Annotated in this window: 18 protein-coding genes; 14 read left to right on the plus strand and 4 right to left on the minus strand. The window is 46.4% G+C overall.

The annotated features are described in order from the left end of the window. The first annotated feature begins 52 nt into the window (after window positions 1-52). From J2T14_RS27175 to J2T14_RS27235, 13 genes are all read left to right on the plus strand, one after another. Window positions 53-1,237: a nucleotidyltransferase domain-containing protein gene (locus J2T14_RS27175; protein WP_307475993.1), complete on the plus strand. Its 1,185-nt coding sequence runs from the start codon at window positions 53-55 to the stop codon at window positions 1,235-1,237. Between the two features lie 46 nt (window positions 1,238-1,283). Then, entirely contained in the window at window positions 1,284-2,321 is a 1,038-nt protein-coding gene (locus J2T14_RS27180; protein WP_307475995.1) for a glycosyltransferase, read from the plus strand. A gap of 21 nt (window positions 2,322-2,342) precedes the next feature. Beyond that, on the plus strand, window positions 2,343-3,500 hold the full coding sequence (locus tag J2T14_RS27185) for a polysaccharide pyruvyl transferase family protein (RefSeq protein ID WP_307475997.1): 1,158 nt from the start codon (window positions 2,343-2,345) through the stop codon (window positions 3,498-3,500). A 7-nt stretch (window positions 3,501-3,507) separates the two neighbouring features. Further along, complete coding sequence (locus J2T14_RS27190; protein WP_307476064.1) at window positions 3,508-4,701, plus strand: glycosyltransferase; 1,194 nt, start codon at window positions 3,508-3,510, stop codon at window positions 4,699-4,701. A gap of 10 nt (window positions 4,702-4,711) precedes the next feature. Next, on the plus strand, window positions 4,712-5,893 hold the full coding sequence (locus J2T14_RS27195) for a glycosyltransferase (RefSeq protein WP_307475999.1): 1,182 nt from the start codon (window positions 4,712-4,714) through the stop codon (window positions 5,891-5,893). 13 nt (window positions 5,894-5,906) lie between these two features. Next, entirely contained in the window at window positions 5,907-7,088 is a 1,182-nt protein-coding gene (locus tag J2T14_RS27200; RefSeq protein WP_373458217.1) for a glycoside hydrolase family 88 protein, read from the plus strand. Then, a complete protein-coding gene (locus J2T14_RS27205; RefSeq protein ID WP_307476003.1) occupies window positions 7,085-8,638 on the plus strand; it encodes a lipopolysaccharide biosynthesis protein in 1,554 nt (517 codons plus the stop codon). The genes J2T14_RS27200 and J2T14_RS27205 overlap by 4 nt, the downstream gene beginning before the upstream one ends. After that, entirely contained in the window at window positions 8,638-9,654 is a 1,017-nt protein-coding gene (gene galE, locus J2T14_RS27210) for a UDP-glucose 4-epimerase GalE (RefSeq protein ID WP_307476004.1), read from the plus strand. Before J2T14_RS27205 ends, galE begins: the two co-directional genes overlap by 1 nt. Before the next feature lie 113 nt (window positions 9,655-9,767). Then, entirely contained in the window at window positions 9,768-11,708 is a 1,941-nt protein-coding gene (locus J2T14_RS27215; protein ID WP_307476006.1) for a lasso peptide isopeptide bond-forming cyclase, read from the plus strand. A gap of 16 nt (window positions 11,709-11,724) precedes the next feature. Then, a complete protein-coding gene (locus J2T14_RS27220; protein WP_307206213.1) occupies window positions 11,725-11,868 on the plus strand; it encodes a paeninodin family lasso peptide in 144 nt (47 codons plus the stop codon). A gap of 112 nt (window positions 11,869-11,980) precedes the next feature. After that, entirely contained in the window at window positions 11,981-12,928 is a 948-nt protein-coding gene (locus J2T14_RS27225) for an aldolase (RefSeq protein WP_307476008.1), read from the plus strand. A 15-nt stretch (window positions 12,929-12,943) separates the two neighbouring features. Beyond that, window positions 12,944-14,749 carry an ABC transporter ATP-binding protein gene (locus tag J2T14_RS27230; protein WP_307476011.1) on the plus strand — a complete coding sequence of 602 codons (1,806 nt, stop codon included), beginning with the start codon at window positions 12,944-12,946 and terminating at the stop codon, window positions 14,747-14,749. A 194-nt stretch (window positions 14,750-14,943) separates the two neighbouring features. Then, window positions 14,944-15,111, plus strand: a complete 168-nt coding sequence (locus J2T14_RS27235; RefSeq protein WP_307206211.1) for a hypothetical protein — start codon at window positions 14,944-14,946, stop codon at window positions 15,109-15,111. Between the two features lie 9 nt (window positions 15,112-15,120). Here J2T14_RS27235 and J2T14_RS27240 read toward each other — a convergent pair whose 3' ends face one another. The 4 genes from J2T14_RS27240 to J2T14_RS27255 all read right to left on the minus strand — a co-directional run bounded on the left by J2T14_RS27240 (window position 15,121) and on the right by J2T14_RS27255 (window position 17,332). Further along, complete coding sequence (locus J2T14_RS27240) at window positions 15,121-15,459, minus strand: helix-turn-helix domain-containing protein (protein WP_307206210.1); 339 nt, start codon at window positions 15,457-15,459, stop codon at window positions 15,121-15,123. A 43-nt stretch (window positions 15,460-15,502) separates the two neighbouring features. Further along, window positions 15,503-15,955 carry a lasso peptide biosynthesis B2 protein gene (locus tag J2T14_RS27245; protein ID WP_307476013.1) on the minus strand — a complete coding sequence of 151 codons (453 nt, stop codon included), beginning with the start codon at window positions 15,953-15,955 and terminating at the stop codon, window positions 15,503-15,505. Window positions 15,956-15,957: 2 nt separating this feature from the next. Further along, window positions 15,958-16,260, minus strand: a complete 303-nt coding sequence (locus J2T14_RS27250) for a lasso peptide biosynthesis PqqD family chaperone (protein WP_307206208.1) — start codon at window positions 16,258-16,260, stop codon at window positions 15,958-15,960. 358 nt (window positions 16,261-16,618) lie between these two features. Then, on the minus strand, window positions 16,619-17,332 hold the full coding sequence (locus J2T14_RS27255) for a hypothetical protein (RefSeq protein WP_307476015.1): 714 nt from the start codon (window positions 17,330-17,332) through the stop codon (window positions 16,619-16,621). Between the two features lie 124 nt (window positions 17,333-17,456). Here J2T14_RS27255 and J2T14_RS27260 point away from each other — a divergent pair, with 124 nt between their 5' ends. Further along, entirely contained in the window at window positions 17,457-18,236 is a 780-nt protein-coding gene (locus tag J2T14_RS27260) for a gluconate 2-dehydrogenase subunit 3 family protein (RefSeq protein WP_307476017.1), read from the plus strand. Window positions 18,237-18,249: the final 13 nt, after the last annotated feature.

Raw genomic sequence — 18,249 nt, forward strand, 5'->3', positions numbered from 1 at the left:
TGAGAACGAAATCGTTTTCCATATGTTATTAGCTTGGTGAAGGAGAAGTACTATGAGTAAACCGTTCACTCTTGACAAAGAAGGTCTCTCGACAGAAATGCAGCTTCTCCTCGCATTTATCCGTTCCGGGAGTGCGGAGGAGATCGGAGAGATCCCGGAGAGGATGTTTAAAGAGGCGAATTGGGAGTCTTTTGTTGACCTATCCATCCATCATCGCCTTCATCCGTACCTCTATCATAAGCTCAAGGGGATTTCGGAAGCATTAATCCCATCTCGAGTCATTCATATACTACAAACCGAATATCGGGTCAATACGTTTCAAATGTTGCAGTTATGCGGTGAAATGGAGCGGCTGGATAAGATTTTTACGGGATATAACATTCGGGCATTGTACTTGAAAGGTCCCGTTCTTGCCAAGGAGCTCTACGGAGACATATCGCTTAGAACGTCCTGTGATTTGGACTTGCTGGTTCCAATTGCGGATTTACATAAAGTGGAAGATTTGTTGATTACGCTCGGGTATTCCAAGGATGAGTATATTCATACCATTCTAAATGATTGGAAGTGGAGGCATCACCACTACACCTTCTATCATGCAGAGCAAAATATGAAGATTGAAGTCCATTGGCGACTAAATCCTGCGCCTTCAGTGGAGCCGGGCTTCGAGCAATTATGGGAACGCAGAAGGATTAGCTCTTTAAGCAGCCACCCGATCCATTACTTAGGGAGAGAGGACTTGTTCCAATTTCTAGTCTCGCATGGCGCAAGGCATGGATGGTCGAGGCTGCGTTGGCTGCTCGATATTAAGCAACTTACGGAGCAACAACTGGATGGCTCCAAACTCAAGACTATTCTTCGAAAGCATCATTATTCCTATATCGGCGGTCAAGCTCTTTCGTTAGCATCGGAGCTGCTTGGGGCAACCATCCAGGCGGATTTGCATGGATTAGCTGCTAACAGCCGTTCCCAACGGCTCGCACAGCAAGCGATGTTCTATTTAGGACAAATGATTAATTTACATACAGTGCCTGTTCCTAGAGACGTCGATCGGTATCATAAACGTCATATGTTCGCGTTGTTAACGACTAGGTTGAAGCTGCAATACGTATTAAGCGTCCTCTTCCCTTACCCAGAAGATGCGGAGACACTCCCATTGCCGAAATCGCTGCATGTATTGTATTTTCCGTTGCGTCCTTTCTTATGGGGCTGGCGGAAAATGACGGCCGAACGTAAATGAGAGCTGCATCCATTGACCAATTATTTGCGAAAGGGACGAAAAGCGCATGAACCCGAAGGTAAGCATCATAATTCCCGTCTATAATGCGGAGCGATATTTGCTTCCGTGTATCGAATCGCTTCTGAAGCAGACACTCATCGAGTGTGAATTCATATTTGTAAACGATGGTTCGAAGGATAACAGCCGCCAGATAATAGAACGAATCATCCCCAACGAACCTAGAATGAAATTAATCAACCAAGCGAACCAAGGCGTAAGTATGGCAAGAAACGTCGGCATAGCGGAAGCAACCGGCGAATATATCGGATTTGTCGATGCGGACGATACGGTTGAGGCGGATATGTTCGAAAGGTTGTATCTTGCGGCGATCGTGGATCGGTGCGATGCGGTAATCTCCAATTTCGAGAGCGAGCTTGGCGAGCATAAAGTAGTGACTACTTATCCGTTTGAGCAGAATGTGCGCCTCGAGCTAGCTTTCATCCAACAACAGCTGCTGCCTCAGTTTCTTGCGACTGATTACTTGAATTCGGTTTGGAACAAGCTTTACAGGGCCCAGATCATTAAAGAAAATGGTATTATATTTCCCGAAAAAGTCGCGCTGGGGGAAGACGGGCAATTCAATATCTTATTTTTCAGTGAAGCGAAGTCTATGAAATACATCGATTTCACCGGATATCACTATCGCGAAGTCATGGGAAGCGCAACTAGAAACGTATTGGAACAGGATTACTTTCGCCAAGCCTTGGAGGTATTCAAGTTAGACCCGCCGCCCGTATATAAGCAGATAATGCCCCCTCATAGGATTCATGAACTAAAATCCATTCGTCTGCTAGCCAGCACCATTTCGTATATTTATACCTACTTCAAACCGAATAGTGGTGTTAGCTTTTGGAAGAGGTATAGGTATGTGAAACGAATGATATCGAATAGCTCGGTCAGGGAAGCACTTCCTATCTTCTGCCAAGAGCGATATGGCACTTTAGGAAGATACGAGAAATTGATAGTGAATTTGATAAAGGCAAAACTAACGGTAGGTTTGCTAGGAGCAACCACCTACATAAGGTTTAGAAACCGTTCATACTAGCTATTGGAGGGAAACGAAAAAATGGAAATTATGATGTTTGCGCACGGAGGCAGCTTGAACAGAGGCTGCGAGGCTATTGTTCGCTCCTCAACGACGATTATCAAGGAAAAGATTAATGGAGCGAAAGTGTATCTGGCTTCCGAGAAGCCGCATACGGACCAAATCATTACATCGCTGGACGAGATCTACGATGGGTCGAAGAAGACAATAAAGAAGTATTCCCTCGATTGGTTTGTTGCCTCGGTGCGCTTTAAAGCGCTGCGGGATGAAACCTATGCATTAGGCATTATCGAACAGAACATCATTAAGCATATTAAGAATGTTGACGTGTGCTTATCTATTGGCGGAGACAATTATTGTTACGGGGAGCAGCCGAACTGGTATGAAATAAACAGAAGAGTGAAAGCGCAAGGCAAGAAACTCGTTCTTTGGGGCTGTTCAATCGGAGAAGAGGATATGTCTGAGCGGAAGCTGGAGGATCTTAAACAGTTCGACTTGATCCTTGCGCGCGAAACGTTAACCTATAATATGCTGAAGAGCAAGGGGCTTCAGAACGTAAAGCTTTGTGCGGATTCCGCGTTTACGATGGAGAAGGAAGAACTGCCTCTGCCTGTAGGATGGAGCGAAGGGAATACGGTCGGATTGAATTTCAGTCCGCTCGTATGGAAACGCAACAAGCAATCGCAAGGTGCGGTTCGCGAATTAATCAACCATATCTTAAGCACGACCGATATGACGATCGCGTTGACGCCGCACGTCATCGAGAATGGAAACAATGATTACGAGGTTCTGAAAGCTTATTATGACGAGTTCAGACATACGGGCAGAGTTATTCTGTTGCCGGACAATTTAACCGCTATTCAATATAAGGGATATATCGCACGAATGAGATTTTTTATTGGAGCAAGAACGCATGCCACGATTGCGGCTTATTCTAATTTCGTACCTACGATGGTACTAGGATACAGCGTGAAATCGAAAGGCATCGCAACCGATCTTTTCGGAGAAGAGAAGCTGGTATTAGGTATCGAAGAAATATCGAGCGGCAGTATGCTCAAGAGCAAATTCGACGAGATGGTAAGCGAAGAAGACGAAATCAAACAAGCGCTTAAGCAAGCGATCCCTGGTATTAAGCAAATGTCTTACAAAGCAGTCGAACACTTGCAAGAGTTAAGCTGAGGTGAATATGAAGAAAAATCTATTATTCGTAATGCCCAGTTTAAGCTCTGGGGGCGGAGAACGCAGTTTAATCACGTTGCTGAGCCAAATCGATTATGATTCTTATGATGTGGACTTATATTTACTTAAGCATGAAGGCCTCTTCATGGAACTTATTCCAAAAGAGGTTAACGTGCTGCCACTCCCCGAGCAATATCACCTATTTATGCTGCCGATGTTATCCTCCGTCCAGAGGCTTGTCTTCAAGGGCAAGCTGCCGCTCGCCTACAATAGGATGATGTTCAGCCTGAAGAATCGGTATGCCCAAAACGAATCGATTCGGGAACAATATAATTGGCGGTATTTGGCTAGGTTTTTGGAGCCGATTGCGAAGCAATACGATACAGCTATTGGTTTCTTGGAGAAAACCTCTACGTACTTTTGCGTGGAGAAGGTCAAAGCCGACAAAAAAATAGGTTGGATCCACATCGATTACGACAAATTGGGAATGGACCCGAACTTCGATAAGCATTACTTCGACCAACTGGATTACATCGTAACCGTATCGGAAGAATGTTCCTCGATATTGAAGAAAAGGTTCCCTGAGCAGGTGCACAAAATCAACGTGATTCATAATATCGTTTCTCCGAGCATGATTGAACGAATGGCGGAAAAGGAGCAAGACGATTTGTTCGACCGAAGAGGGGAAGAAGTCGTTATTTTATCCGTAGGTCGCCTGCACCATCAGAAGGCGTTTGAGCTGGCGATTGAAGCTTGCAGCAAATTGGTGGATAGAGGTTATAAGATTCAATGGAATATAATCGGGGACGGGGAAGAAAGACAAAAGCTGACCGAGCTGATCCAAAGACAAGGGCTTACCGAGCATTTCCGATTGTTAGGCTTGAAATCCAATCCTTATCCCTATATCAAGCAGGCTGATATCTACGTTCAAACCTCGAAGTTCGAAGGAAAATCAATTGCGATCGACGAGGCTAAAATATTGAACAAGCCAATCGTAATAACGCGATTCAGTACAGCAAAAGATCAAATTAACGATGGCGTAGACGGCTTGATTGTAGATATGGACGGACAATCTATTGCTGCCGGCATCGAACGTCTTATTAAAGATATCGAGCTTAGGAATAAAATGGTAGACGAACTGTCTCAGGTTGATTTAGGGACCGAAGATGAAATTCATAAATTATATAGTCTGATCGAATAGGTGGATAGCCGTGAAGAAACGCATTCTGATCGTAATGAATAACCTAACCTGCGGAGGAGCGGAAAAGTCGCTCGTCTCCATGCTGCAATCGATCGATTATTCCTTATGCGATGTGGATTTGCTGTTGTTTCGGCATGAGGGTGTATTCATGGACAATCTACCAAAGCAAGTTAATTTATTGGATGAGCCCGTGGAGTATCAGTATTTCGATATGTCGATCAAGAAGGCGCTATATGAGTGTGCGACAAAAGGCAATATTCGTGTTGCATGGGCAAGAATATGCGCGGGTTATATTTTTAAGACGGAGACGAACCGGACAAGATGCGAGCAACGCATATGGAAATACAGTTCCAAGTCGCTTAAGCGCTTGACGAAAAACTACGATGCCGCAATCGGTTATCTGGAGAAGACGCCGATCTACTTCGTGACCGATAAAGTGAATGCAACTAAAAAAATCGGTTTCATCCATACCGATTATGACAAATTGGGCATGGATCCCGTTATCGACAGCAAGCACTTTAGATTGCTGGATTATATCGTGACGGTTTCCGAGCAGAGCGTCAAAGTGCTTAAAAACCGCTTTCCGATGTTTAAAGATAAAATCGTGCTTATGCATAATATCGTATCTCCGGCAGCCGTAATCGATATGGCATCGGACGTGAAGCCAATGAAGAAAAGCGGTATAACATTGGCATCCGTCGGCCGTTTAAGCCATATGAAAGGATTTGATATGGCGATAGAAGCATGCGAAATGTTGATTCGGGATGGATATTCGGTTACATGGTACGTGGTTGGAGAAGGAGAAGAAAGAAGAAAGCTTGAACCGATGCTGAGAGAGAAAGGCCTCGAAGACTGCTTCATACTGACCGGACTTCAGGAAAATCCATATCCGTATATGAACCAATGCGATATTTATGTTCAGACCTCATTATTCGAGGGGCGTTGTCTAACGCTAACCGAAGCGAAAATATTGCAGAAGCCTATTGTTTCGACAAATTTCGATGCGGTCTACGATCAGCTAACGGATGGGCAAAACGGACTTATTGTCGAACGAGATCCTATGTCTATCTATAAAGGCATTAAGCGGCTAATCGACGACGAAGGATTAAGGCAACAATTCGTCGAGCACTTGAAGCAGGAGCAGCTTGGCACGGAGAACGAGATCCAAAAGCTTTATCAATGGATCAGCTAGCGAATAGGGTGGGATTGTCATGATAATTGTGAGCTTAATCATTGTGGGCCTCATAGCGATAATCGCGTTAATCGATGCAGTGCCATTATGGAGCGATTGGTTCGGGCGCATCCGTATTGGCAAATATCGGGATCGGAACCATTGGGAGCGGTCCATCGTCCGTGTAGGCAGCGAGTGGTTGAATAAGACGCCTAAGATTAAAGTGACGGATAATACAAGGCTTGTCTTTATCGATATGCTGCGGGGGAATTATACAAAAAGCGCCATTCAGCAGTGGCAAGAAGCAGCTCTGCTATTAGGATTGTCGGAGCAGTTGAAGGAAGCGAAAGACGATGCGATTCAGAGTGCCATGAATCAATACTTAAACACGAAGTTCGACAGTAACGGCCAATGGAGAGAGAAACCTGCGCATGTTGACGGCGCGATACTTGCTTACGCGATCATGAAAATCGATCATGTCGACCCTGACCGATACAAGCAGGCCCTCGACTACACCTGGAATATGATAAGAGAACATATAGGCGAAGACGGTACAGTCCTCTATCGAAAAGGTATGAAAGATTATCGGTATGTGGATACGATCGGCTTTATTTGTCCGTTTCTCGTCACCTATGGCCTGAAATACAAGGTGAACGAGTGTATCCAACTGGCAGTCAAACAAATCCAAGAATATGAGCAGCATGGAATGCTTGAGCGCCATCATATTCCTTGCCACGCTTATCAAGTGAAAGACAAGCTTCCGCTTGGTTTATATGGTTGGGGAAGAGGACTTGGCTGGTATGCGATCGGACTCATTGACGCCTGGCAAGAACTTCCTGCGGGCCATGAACATAAGCAGGCGCTTACCGATTCTGTGAGCAAGTTCGCACGATCGGCACTAGCCTTTCAGAGAGAGAGCGGGAATTGGAACTGGACCGTTACCCGGCCGGAGTCCAGAGCCGACTCATCGACGACGGCAACGTTAGGCTGGTTCCTTGCCAACGCCGCCAAAATCGGCGATATCTCGCAGGAATGTTCGAAAGGCGCGAATTCCGCCGTCGATTATTTAATGAAAGTAACGAGACGAAACGGCGCTGTCGATTTTTCGCAAGGGGATACCAAAGATATCGGCGTATATGCGATGCTCTTTAATCGGTTACCTTTTACGCAAGGCTTCAGTATGCGGTTGATAGCTAAAATCAGAGGCGGCCAATGAGAACGAAAAGCTCCATTATCAACATTGCGGCAGGGTTAGGGAATCAGATCATCATTACGGTGCTAAGCTTTATTTCCAGAACCGTGTTTATTAACAGCTTAGGTATTGAGTATTTGGGTGTCAACGCCTTGTTTATTAATATTCTCGGCATGCTGTCGCTGGCGGAGGCTGGGATCGGCTCAAGCATCGTCTATAGTCTGTATAAGCCTGTAGCGGAGAACGATCAGGAGAAAATCAACAAGCTGATGCGGCTGTACAAGCGAGCTTACCTCGTTATCGCGCTCGTCGTTACGTTGCTGGGACTATCGCTGCTGCCTTTTCTGGATACGATCGTGAAGGATTCGGACATCCCTAATTTGGCGTTGATTTACGTTATATTTTTGGTTAATACAGTCGTTCCCTATTTATTTACATACAAAAGCTCCTTTCTGAACGTAAGTCAAAAAGGCTACATCGTGACTCTTGTTTTCACATTATCATCTATCTTGTCCACCAGCTTGAAGATCGGTATTTTGTATTACACCGAAGATTATATTCTGTTTCTAATTGCCGATTGCCTCATTACGATCTGCACATCGATCTATCTTGTTACGATCGTTAATCGGAAATATCCGTTCCTGAAACACAAAGTCATAGGCAAGCTTGACGACGAAACCAAGGGCGGAATTATCAAAAATGTGAAAGCGATCGTTATTCAGAATGTCGGCGGCTATCTCGTATTGGGAACGGAGAACATCCTTATCTCCTCCTTTGTCAGCATCGTGGCTGTCGGGCTTTATTCCAACTACAAAATGCTTATCGATATAGGACGAACATTTATCAATCAAGTGTTCAACAACTTATATCACAGTATCGGCAATTTGGTTTCCGTAGAGAGCAAAGAGAAGATTTACAGCATTTATAAAGTGATGCTCCTCTTTAGCTTCTGGTTATATTCGTTGCTGACGATCCTGCTTTATGTGCTTATTGAGCCGTTTATCAAGCTATGGATCGGCCCTGAATATTTAATGACCGGCGGAGTCCTTATTGTGCTGATGCTGCTGTTCTACGAGAGAGGCATGCGCAATTCGATTTCCACGGTTAAGACGACGGCCGGCATTTTTCATGAGGACCGATATGCTCCTTTGGTTCAGGCTGCCGTCAGTCTAGGCATATCCATAGTTCTCGTGCACCAGATCGGAATTACGGGCATTTTCCTTGGTTCTCTCATAAGCGCGATAGTCGTTCCGTTCTGGGTTACCCCGTATCTGGTTTACAAGAAAGTATTCCAAAAACCGTTGTTCGACCATTTTCGCCAGATTGCCCTATACACATTGGTTGGATTCGGCACGCTCTATCTGACCCATTATTTATGCGGGTTCCTCCCTGCCGCAAGCTTCGTACAGTTGATCGGCAAAGGCGTCATCGCCCTCCTGGTCGTTAATCTGGTCTATGTAATCGTCTTTCACCGTACGGCGGAGTTCGTCTATTTATGGGGAGTCGCGAAATCAATGGTTGGAAAGCTTATGAAGCGGAACAAGAATAATCAAGAGCCGGAGGTTGATGTCTAATGGCAATACTCGTTACAGGAGGGGCAGGATACATCGGAAGCCATACCTGCATAGAGCTTCTTGAGGCAGGACATGAGCTTATCGTTGTGGATGATTTTTCCAACAGCAAACCTGAGGCCTTGAGGCGAATAAGTGAATTAACGAATAAGTCGTTCGCCTTCTATGAACTGAACGTGATGAATCAGGCGGGCCTTGAGCGAATATTTGAAAATCATAGCGTTGAAGCCGTCATTCATTTTGCCGGTTTGAAGGCGGTAGGCGAATCTGTGCGGATTCCGCTAAAATATTATCAGACGAATATGATGAGCACTTTGGTTCTTTGCGAAACGATGAATAAATACGGCATTCATAAGCTTGTATTTAGCTCCTCGGCTACCGTTTACGGTTCTCCCGAACAAGTACCCCTTACAGAAAGCTCAAAAACCGGAGCGACTAATCCGTACGGACATACAAAGCTTATGCTTGAGCAGGTACTACAGGATTTAGCGGCGTCCGACCCAAGGTGGGGGATCTCCATACTGCGCTACTTTAATCCGATAGGGGCTCATATAAGCGGCAGAATCGGTGAAAATCCTAACGGTATTCCGAATAATTTGATGCCTTATATTTCGCAGGTCGCCGTTGGGAAACTGGAACAACTGAGCGTGTACGGGAACGATTACGACACGATCGACGGCACTGGCGTCCGCGATTATATTCATGTGGTCGATCTGGCTCGGGGACACCTCAAGGCGCTTCAGCGCCTTCTTGATCATGCCGGTATCCATATTTACAATCTTGGAACAGGCCGGGGAGTCAGCGTATTGGAAATCGTAGAAGCGTTCGAACAGATTTCCGGTAAAAAGATCGCCTACCGTATTGTAGATCGCAGGCCGGGAGATATTGCCGTATGTTATGCGGATACGACGAAAGCCAATCATGAATTAGGCTGGGTAGCGGTCAAGGGTATTCGTGAAATGTGCGAAGATACGTGGCGTTGGCAAAGCTCGAATCCTAATGGTTACGACGAGTATTAGATAAGACGAGGAATGAATTGTTACTCTTTTCAAACGGTTTCCGCGGTAATTGACAGTGAAAATAGAAGGTGCTAAACTGAAGCTGTTCTTTATAAAGAACTTCGGAGGTTAGGATGAGTGCAATAACCGGAATCTATCAATATAACCAAGAGCCTGTGGTTTTACATGAGGGCTATCAGCTAATGTCCGGTTTAGAGCAGTTTGCTGCAGATGAATCGCGTGTCTGGCATGAGGACAGTGTTTTTCTTGGATGCCATGCGCAATGGATTACTCCGGAATCCGTAGGCGAATGCTTACCTTACTATGATTCTAATCGTCGATTGGCGATTACGGCGGATGCTATTATCGATAACCGCGAACAACTCTTTCAATTGCTGCAAGTAGATCGTGATAGAAGAACTTCTATTACTGACAGCGAGTTGATTTTACTTGCCTATGATAAATGGGGAGAAGATGCTCCCGGACATTTAGCAGGTGATTTTGCTTTTATGATCTGGGATGAGAGAGAACGGATTCTCTTTGGCGCAAGAGACTTCTCGGGAGGCCGTACGCTTTATTATCTCCGCAACAAAGGGCGGTTTGCTTTCTGTACGACAATCATGCCGCTTCTATCCTTGCCTCATGCAACGGCAACTCTGAATGAACAATGGCTTGCTGAATTTTTGGCTATATCAGGCATGATCGATACGGTAGACGCTTCATCGACAATCTATAAGCACATCGAGCAAGTACCACCTTCCCATAGCATTACTATTACTCCTGATCGAGTATCCCTTTCGCGCTATAATACGTTTACTAATGTGAAACCTCTCAAACTGAAGTCTAGCGAAGAGTACGTTGAAGCGTTCCGGGACGTTTTCCGCGAAGCGGTGGCTGCAAGAGTGCGAACGCATCGCCAGGTCGGAGCGCAGCTCAGCGGCGGATTGGACTCGGGAGCGGTCGTTAGCTTTACGGCTGAGACGCTTCGAAATACGGATAAGAAATTACATACGTTTAGTTATATCCCAACCAAGGATTTCAAAGATTTCACTTCCAGAAGCATGATGGCCGACGAGAGTCCTTTCATTCAGGCTACGGTTCGTCATGTTGGAGGGATCACGGCTCATTACCTGGATTTCGAGGGGAAAGATTCTTTTTCCGAGGTTGACGATTTTCTTGCTGCGATGGAGATGCCTTACAAGTTTTTTGAGAATTCCTTCTGGCTGAAGGGAATGTTTGAAGCGGCGAGCAACGAAGATGCGGGCGTGCTGCTTAACGGCGGGCGGGGCAACTTAAGCATATCTTGGGGCTCGGCTATCGACTATTATGCAATCCTTCTAAAGCGGTTCAGATGGATACGATTGACGCGCGAGCTGCATCAGTACAGCTATCTTGCGGGAGGCCCAAGATTGCGCAGAATTCCAGAAATTGCGAGAATTGCTTTTCCATTCATAGACCGTCTTTTTCCTGTAGAGGCCGGCTATCAGCTGCCTACGCTGATTAATCAGGAATTCGCTAACAGAACCAACATCTACGACAAGCTTAAAGAGCATGGCATGGATGAGAGGGGATGGCTCTCCTCGTCCTCTATTTACGAAGATCGGAAGAACCATTTCGAAGAGGTGTTTCATTGGAACGCCAGCAATACGTTATCGACGAAATTATCGCTAAGGTACAATGTGTGGAAGCGTGATCCAACGAATGATATTAGAGTCATTCGTTATTGCTTATCGGTTCCTGAGAGCCAATATGTGAGCAACGGACTTGACCGGGCTTTAATCCGAAGAGCGACGGATAAGCTGCTTCCCGATCAAATCAGGCTCAACCAACGCATTCGCGGCGTACAAGGGGCCGATTGGGTTCACCGAATGCTCCCGAACTGGCATGTATTCAGACTCGAGCTTCAGCAGCTTTGCTCCGATGAAAGAGTCATGCAATACTTTAATCGGGATACGTTAGAGAAAGCGATGCTGAAGATTCGCGGGGATATCCGTCCGGATTTCGTTACCGACCCGGATTCTAAGATATTAATGCGCAGTCTCATTGTTTACCGATTTATCAAATCGTTGTTATGAGAGGAGGTGAATATACATGACAGCGAAAAAAGAATGGCAAGCTCCTGCTTTGGAAGTCCTTGATGTCAACCAAACAATGGCATCGACAACGAACGGTCCTTTGACTGACGAAGCGTACGTTCCTGGCAAATGGTCCGAGAAACCGCGTTTCACTAGCTAATTTCTTCATTACTTAATTTACAGTTGGGAGAGCCCCTATACATTTAACCATGTATAAGGGCTTTTAAACATCATTATAGCGGCCCCAAGCAGCATGTCTGGAGTGAATGGAAATGATACTAACGGAACAAAGCATGGTTTACAAAGCGTTTGGTTTATCCATTAGAAGCCCTCTTCCGTTACCGGAGCTGCCGCGATGGCATTTTTCTGCAGCAGAGCATGTCGATGTGGAGATAACCATTGACGATTCTGCACCGTTCAAAGATGAAGTAGTGAACGTCCCTTATCAGCATGTCGTGCAAGGGAACGATGTGTTGTTCTATATTCCGAATACCGCCTGCTATTGCATTCGTGACGGCAAATCGATTACGGTAGCCCGGCATAAGGATGCCGACATCGATTTAATGCGTCTTTATATACTCGGCACGTGCATGGGCGCGGTATTGATGCAACGGCGGACCTATCCTCTACACGGCAGCGTGGTGTCTATTCGAGGCAAAGCGTACGCCGTCGTTGGCGAGTCCGGAGCGGGGAAATCGACGTTGGCATCGGCGCTTATGAGGGAAGGTTTCCCGCTGTTAAGCGATGATCTGATCGCCGTCTCGCTAACGGGCGAACAGAAGGCTGCCATAGTTACGCCTTCTTATCCGCATCAAAAGCTATGGCAGCAAAGCTTAGACCAATTCGGCATGAGCAGCAACGATTATCGCTCGATATACGGCAGGGAAACGAAATTCAGCATTCCGGTAACGGAACATTTCTTGGATGAACCGCAGCAGCTTGCAGGCGTATTTGAGCTTGTGAAAGCCGGGCAAGATCAAGAAGTCGGCATTCAACCGATTCGCAAGCTGGATCGTTTACAAACGCTATACAATCATACGTTTCGCCAATTTCTTATTCCCCGCTTAGGTCTCATGCAATGGCACTTTGATACTTCCGCGGCAATAGCGAATCAGATCGATATGTTTCAGCTCATTAGGCCCGAGAACCGTTTGACGTCGCCCGAATTAGTAGCCTGCATATTGGAAGCCATACATAACCCGAAAATAAATGATCGTTAAAAGGATGAAAACGATATGCAGCATATTTTGTACTTTACAAAAAAAATGCATCAGTACGCTGGGAAAATCCTCTATCTCAACTTATTTGCGATGATGATCATTAGTTTTCTTGACGGTATGGCAATGCTTCTGTTGGTTCCCCTTTTAGGAATCAGCGGTATTTTGGACTTGCAAACCGGCACGGGGTCTTTTCTCGATAGGTTTCGATTTCTCCAAGACATGCCTAAGTCCCAATCTATAATCTGGATCCTGACTGCGTTTATTGTGCTGACTGTGGGTCAAGGCTTAGTTAACAAAAACTTGAGCCTAAGGGATATCAAAATCCATACCGGCTTCATTAATCATCTTCGGCTGGACATTTATCGTTCAATCCTTCAGGCGAACTGGCGTTTTTTTATTAGGAAGCGAAAATCCGATCTCATTAATTCATTAACCGATGAGCTTGGAAGAGTGACGAACGGAACCTATCTCTTCCTCCAATTTCTGGGATCCGCCATTTTTACTTTGATTCAAATCGGAATTGCTTTTTGGCTGTCCGCTAAGCTGACGCTTTTCGTATTAGGCTGTGGACTCGTGATTGCGTTGTTCTCCCGATATTTTATCAAGAGAGCCCAGATGGTTGGGAGCCGCTCTGCGGAGCTGGCACGCAACTATATCGGCGGAATTACGGATCATTTCAATGGGATCAAAGATATAAAAAGCAATATGCTGGAACAATCGCGTAATGAATGGCTTCAGGACTGGAGCACCCGAATAGCTAGCGAGCGATATGAGAGCTCACGACTCCGATTGAATTCACAGCTTTATTTCAAGCTTTCTTCATCCCTAATTATCGCCGCGTTTATTTATTTCTCATCGACATTGTTCCAGGTACAAGGGGGGCAGTTGTTGTTGATTATTCTTATCTTCTCCAGACTTTGGCCGCGGTTTATAGGGTTGCAATCCAACTTGGAAAATATCGCCTCGTCGGTGCCTGCTTTCCAATCGTTAACGGGGCTTATCGATGACTGCCAATCCTCCAAGGAAGTACAGGGTGGATTCCATGAATATAGCCAGGTATCGCCAATCCGTCTTGAAGAAGCTTTGGAATGCGTAGACGTAAGCTACCGATATAACCCGGAAGGAGAGAACTATGCGCTCCGCCATGTTAATATGCAAATTCGCGCCAACGAGATGACGGCGATCGTAGGTCGATCCGGTGCGGGCAAGAGCACGCTCATCGACATCGTTATGGGGCTATTGCAACCGGAGAACGGAGAAGTGCGCATAGACGGCAGACGTCTTTCGAGTGATAACTTATTATCGCTCCGGAAGTCGATCAGTTATATCCCGCAGGATCCTTTCTTATTCAACGGGACGATCAGAGAAAATATGCTGATGATGGAACCCGGTGCGAGCGAAGATCAACTTTGGGAGGCGTTGGGCGATGCAGCTGCATCGGAGTTTGTAAGGCGGCAGCCTCAGGGGCTCGATACGCTGATTGGCGATCGGGGAATCAGGCTCTCGGGCGGTGAGCGGCAGCGGCTCGTTCTTGCCAGGACATTGCTGCGCAAGCCGTCTATTTTAGTTCTTGATGAGGCAACGAGTGCGCTTGATACGGAGAATGAAGCGAAAATTCAGGCCGTGCTCGAGGGCTTAAAGGGAACGATGACGATCATCGTCGTCGCGCATCGTTTGTCGACTATTCGAAATGCGGATCAAGTCGTTGTGTTAGATCAAGGCCGTATCGTTCAAAAAGGAAAGTTTACCCATCTGGCTGAAGAGAATGGCGGGATGTTTGCCCATCTTTTAGGTAATCAGACACTGATGACCGTAAATTGATAGCATCTCTTGAGGGAATTCGACAAAACTAGTCAAATAAACTTCTCTCACTTCGACCGTTTTCGACGACAAACCTCCTCCGATTGGTTTATACTGGTATTGTGATAAACGAAGGAAAGTACCGAATGTCTGGGTATCATGCAAATTGAGCAGTTCGCCGCATAAACAGACGATTACCGATCGGAGGCGTGAATATGGAGAACAACGGATATGATCATGAGCCGCTGGATGAAGACTGGATTGAATTGTTAATGCAAGCCCGTAAATTAGGGTTTACAGCAGGAGACGTAAGGACAATATTCACTAAATTAACCGACGGGAATGGAATCCCGAATCAAACGTTTAATATAAAGCAGGCCTAGCATTTCCTTCTAATTTCGTCTATTGTTCATTTTGACGGAATCTAAAAATTGCTTGAACTCCTCCTTACTTACACCAGAGTCCATCGCTTCCTTCACTAATAGGATCCATTCCTGTGTGATCTGATCTTTGGCACTGCTCTGCGGAGAGTCTTCTTGAAGAAACTCCTCAACGGAAATACCTAGAACACCTCCGATCTTTTCAAGGAATTGGATAGAGGGGTTGCTTTGTATGCCGCGTTCGATCGAGCTCAAATAGGATTTTGCAATTCCTGCCCGTTCCGATAGTTCGGACAATGAGAGCTGTTTGTTCTTACGAATACTTTGGATTCGTTCTCCAATTAAGTTCAATTGATTTCTTCCTCCATTTCCCTTGTGAATGACTTGACTATGCCTAAAATGGGTTATTGGCGAATTTCTCTACAATAATAAACTTCTGCATGACATCCGCGCCAGTCAAATAGTAAGATCCGCTACGCAACCATGCGTGCGCGATTAATCCCCCGTTTTCCCCTTTTGCAGTTCCTAAATAGAGCGTGCTTGCTATGCGCCGTCTTTTTAGCATTTTCATCCCGGCGATTCCCCTAGCAAGACACATGCTGTCCCACAGCGTGTATTTGCTTACTACGTTTACAGCTTGAGAAATGTCCTTAATAACGCGGTTATTGTCCAGCGTATCGCTATATGTCGTTTCCTCGGATTTAGCGCCTAGCGATGGAGCCACTTTAGAGAAAGGCAAAGTAATAAGAATGCGTGCCCAGCCTAAGAACAGAAAGGCTTCGGCAAGCAACAGAATCGTCTTTCTGTCATATAAAACCAATACTCGAATTCTCTTCAGCCACTTCACGATTATTCTGCCTCTTCAGCAAGACGAATTAAGCCTTCCTGCAGCAAATGGTTCAGAAAAGGCATAGCTTGCTGCTCGCATGTCGTTTGATCTACGTCATACTCGATTGTTAGTTTATTGATTAATTCGTTCACGGATGTGGAAGAGGGCAGCAGTTCCCATATACGCCCGCCGATTGCTCCAAGATTGTAGTATTTCCCGTTCTGAACGCTTAACATCACTTTCTCGCCGTCCATGTCGCTGACAATATTACCCGGACACTGAGCAATGCGATCGGATGGAGTTAAGGGTGGAAATTTGCTCATAAAGACTAGCTCCTTTTTAAGACCATTATGGTCTAATGAGAAAATGGAAACAAATAGAAAAGGCCTACACATAAAGCCAAGTCAAATTGCCGTTCTTTATAACGAACTCCAATTAGATTAGCATTATCTGAAAAGTCTTGTCAACTGTTTAGTCTTTTTCTCTTTACAATAGCTAGTATGGGAGTTTCATATAATCGTATGAAAAAAACAATACTGCTGTAAATCTACCAATATTCATTGAATTTTGTAAGTGCCAAAAGTAGTAATGGTAGAAAAGAGCGCGAGCGACTCAGCTGAAATAATGAGAGGCCGACCTATTAAGGAGCATCGCACCTTAAGAGGGTCGGCCTCTTTGTCGTTATTGCCGGCCGCCGGCTATCGCCAGCTCGAGCAACGTACGGAAGCTGGCGGCAAGCTTGGCCGGCGAGATGTTGTCCGCCATCGCGCCTTCGCGAATTTGCTCGATCGCCTGTACCGCTTTCGGTCCAGTTACGGTCAGCACCTTCACATCCGCGCCAATGAACGACTTGATCCGGCTAGCCGCCATCGATAGATTGTCGTGCGCGCCTTGGTCTGTCCCTTTCATGCCGCCAAGCCCGGAATCGGGCGAGTATCCTTTGCTGGACATGCCCTCGGTCTGGTCGAGCACCTTGCGCTGTACGGCATCGTATTCCGAGGCGGACGCTTCGCGCTTCTCGGCTGCCAGGATAACCGTATCGTCGAATACGAAGACACGGACGTCGGGAATACCTGCTCCGCTCAATCTCGATTCGAGATGGGCGGAGAAGCCGCTGGCATTCAGTCCGGAGCTGCCGATCATGCTATAGACGTTCGTCCCCAAGCCGCTAGTCGTATGGCCCTGTTTATTCGTCGTATATTGCTTCGGTCCATTCTCGCTCGGTATAACGGACGAGTCATGGATCGTCTTGGCATGATGGGCGTGGTCGGATTGGACCTGTGTTTGCGGCTCGTCCGCCGCCCCGTTCGAGCATCCGGCAATGGTTAAGACGACGGCAGATACGGCGAGCAGCTTGCTTATCGCATCAGAATGCGTTTTTCTCATAACGGTCATTCAATCATCAGCCTCCATAGATGAGCGGTCTGCCTTTATAATGACCCTTTCCATTAAATGAATATTCATGGAATGTTGGAAAATAATAAAGCGAACAGGAGACGATGACCAGGAGGTGCAAGTTTTGGTAGAGAACGATCAACAGAAGACAGCGGGCAGAAAAACGGTTGACGGCAGCTCACGACGCAGGTTTCTTGTCAATTCGGGCTACGCGCTAGGCGGTCTTGTCGTCGGGGGAGCATTAGGTACGCTAATAAAGCCGAAAACGACTGAGCAGACTGCGCCGGACAAAACAAATGGCGAGCAGGCAGCTACTCCGAAAAACTATAATCAGGCGCTCATGTTCTTCACTCAAGAGCAGTTCCAAATTGCCGAAAGCGCGATGGAGCGCATCTTTCCAGAGGACGATACCGGACCTGGAGCAACTTCGCTCGGCGTAGCGTTCTTTCTCGATCACCAGCTTGCCGGAGAGTGGGGCTTCAACAGCCGGGACTATATGTCTCCGCCATTCTTCGCCGGCGAGAAGGAGCAAGGCTATCAAGGCCGCTTGAAGCGCCGCGAAATTTTCGAAATTGGCCTTCGGGAGCTGGAGAACTATAGCCAGCAGCAATACCAGTCGCGCTTCGTGAAGCTGACGCCGGAGCAGCAGGACGAGGTGCTGAAGGCGTTCGAGGCCGATACTGTAAAGCTGACGACGATCTCCGCGGGCAGCTTCTTCAAGATGCTCCGAAGCAGTACGCTTGAGGGCGCGTACAGCGATCCGCTCTATGGCGGAAATGCCAATATGAGCGGCTGGAAGATGCGCAATTACCCGGGCAGTCAGATGAGTTATCTCGATGCGATCGATAAGGATTTTACGAAAATCGAGCCAAGCAGCCTGCAGGACCATTTGGCGATGAATTAGCATTCAGAGGAGG

Source organism: Paenibacillus harenae (assembly GCF_030812415.1).
Classification (GTDB): domain Bacteria; phylum Bacillota; class Bacilli; order Paenibacillales; family Paenibacillaceae; genus Pristimantibacillus; species Pristimantibacillus harenae_A.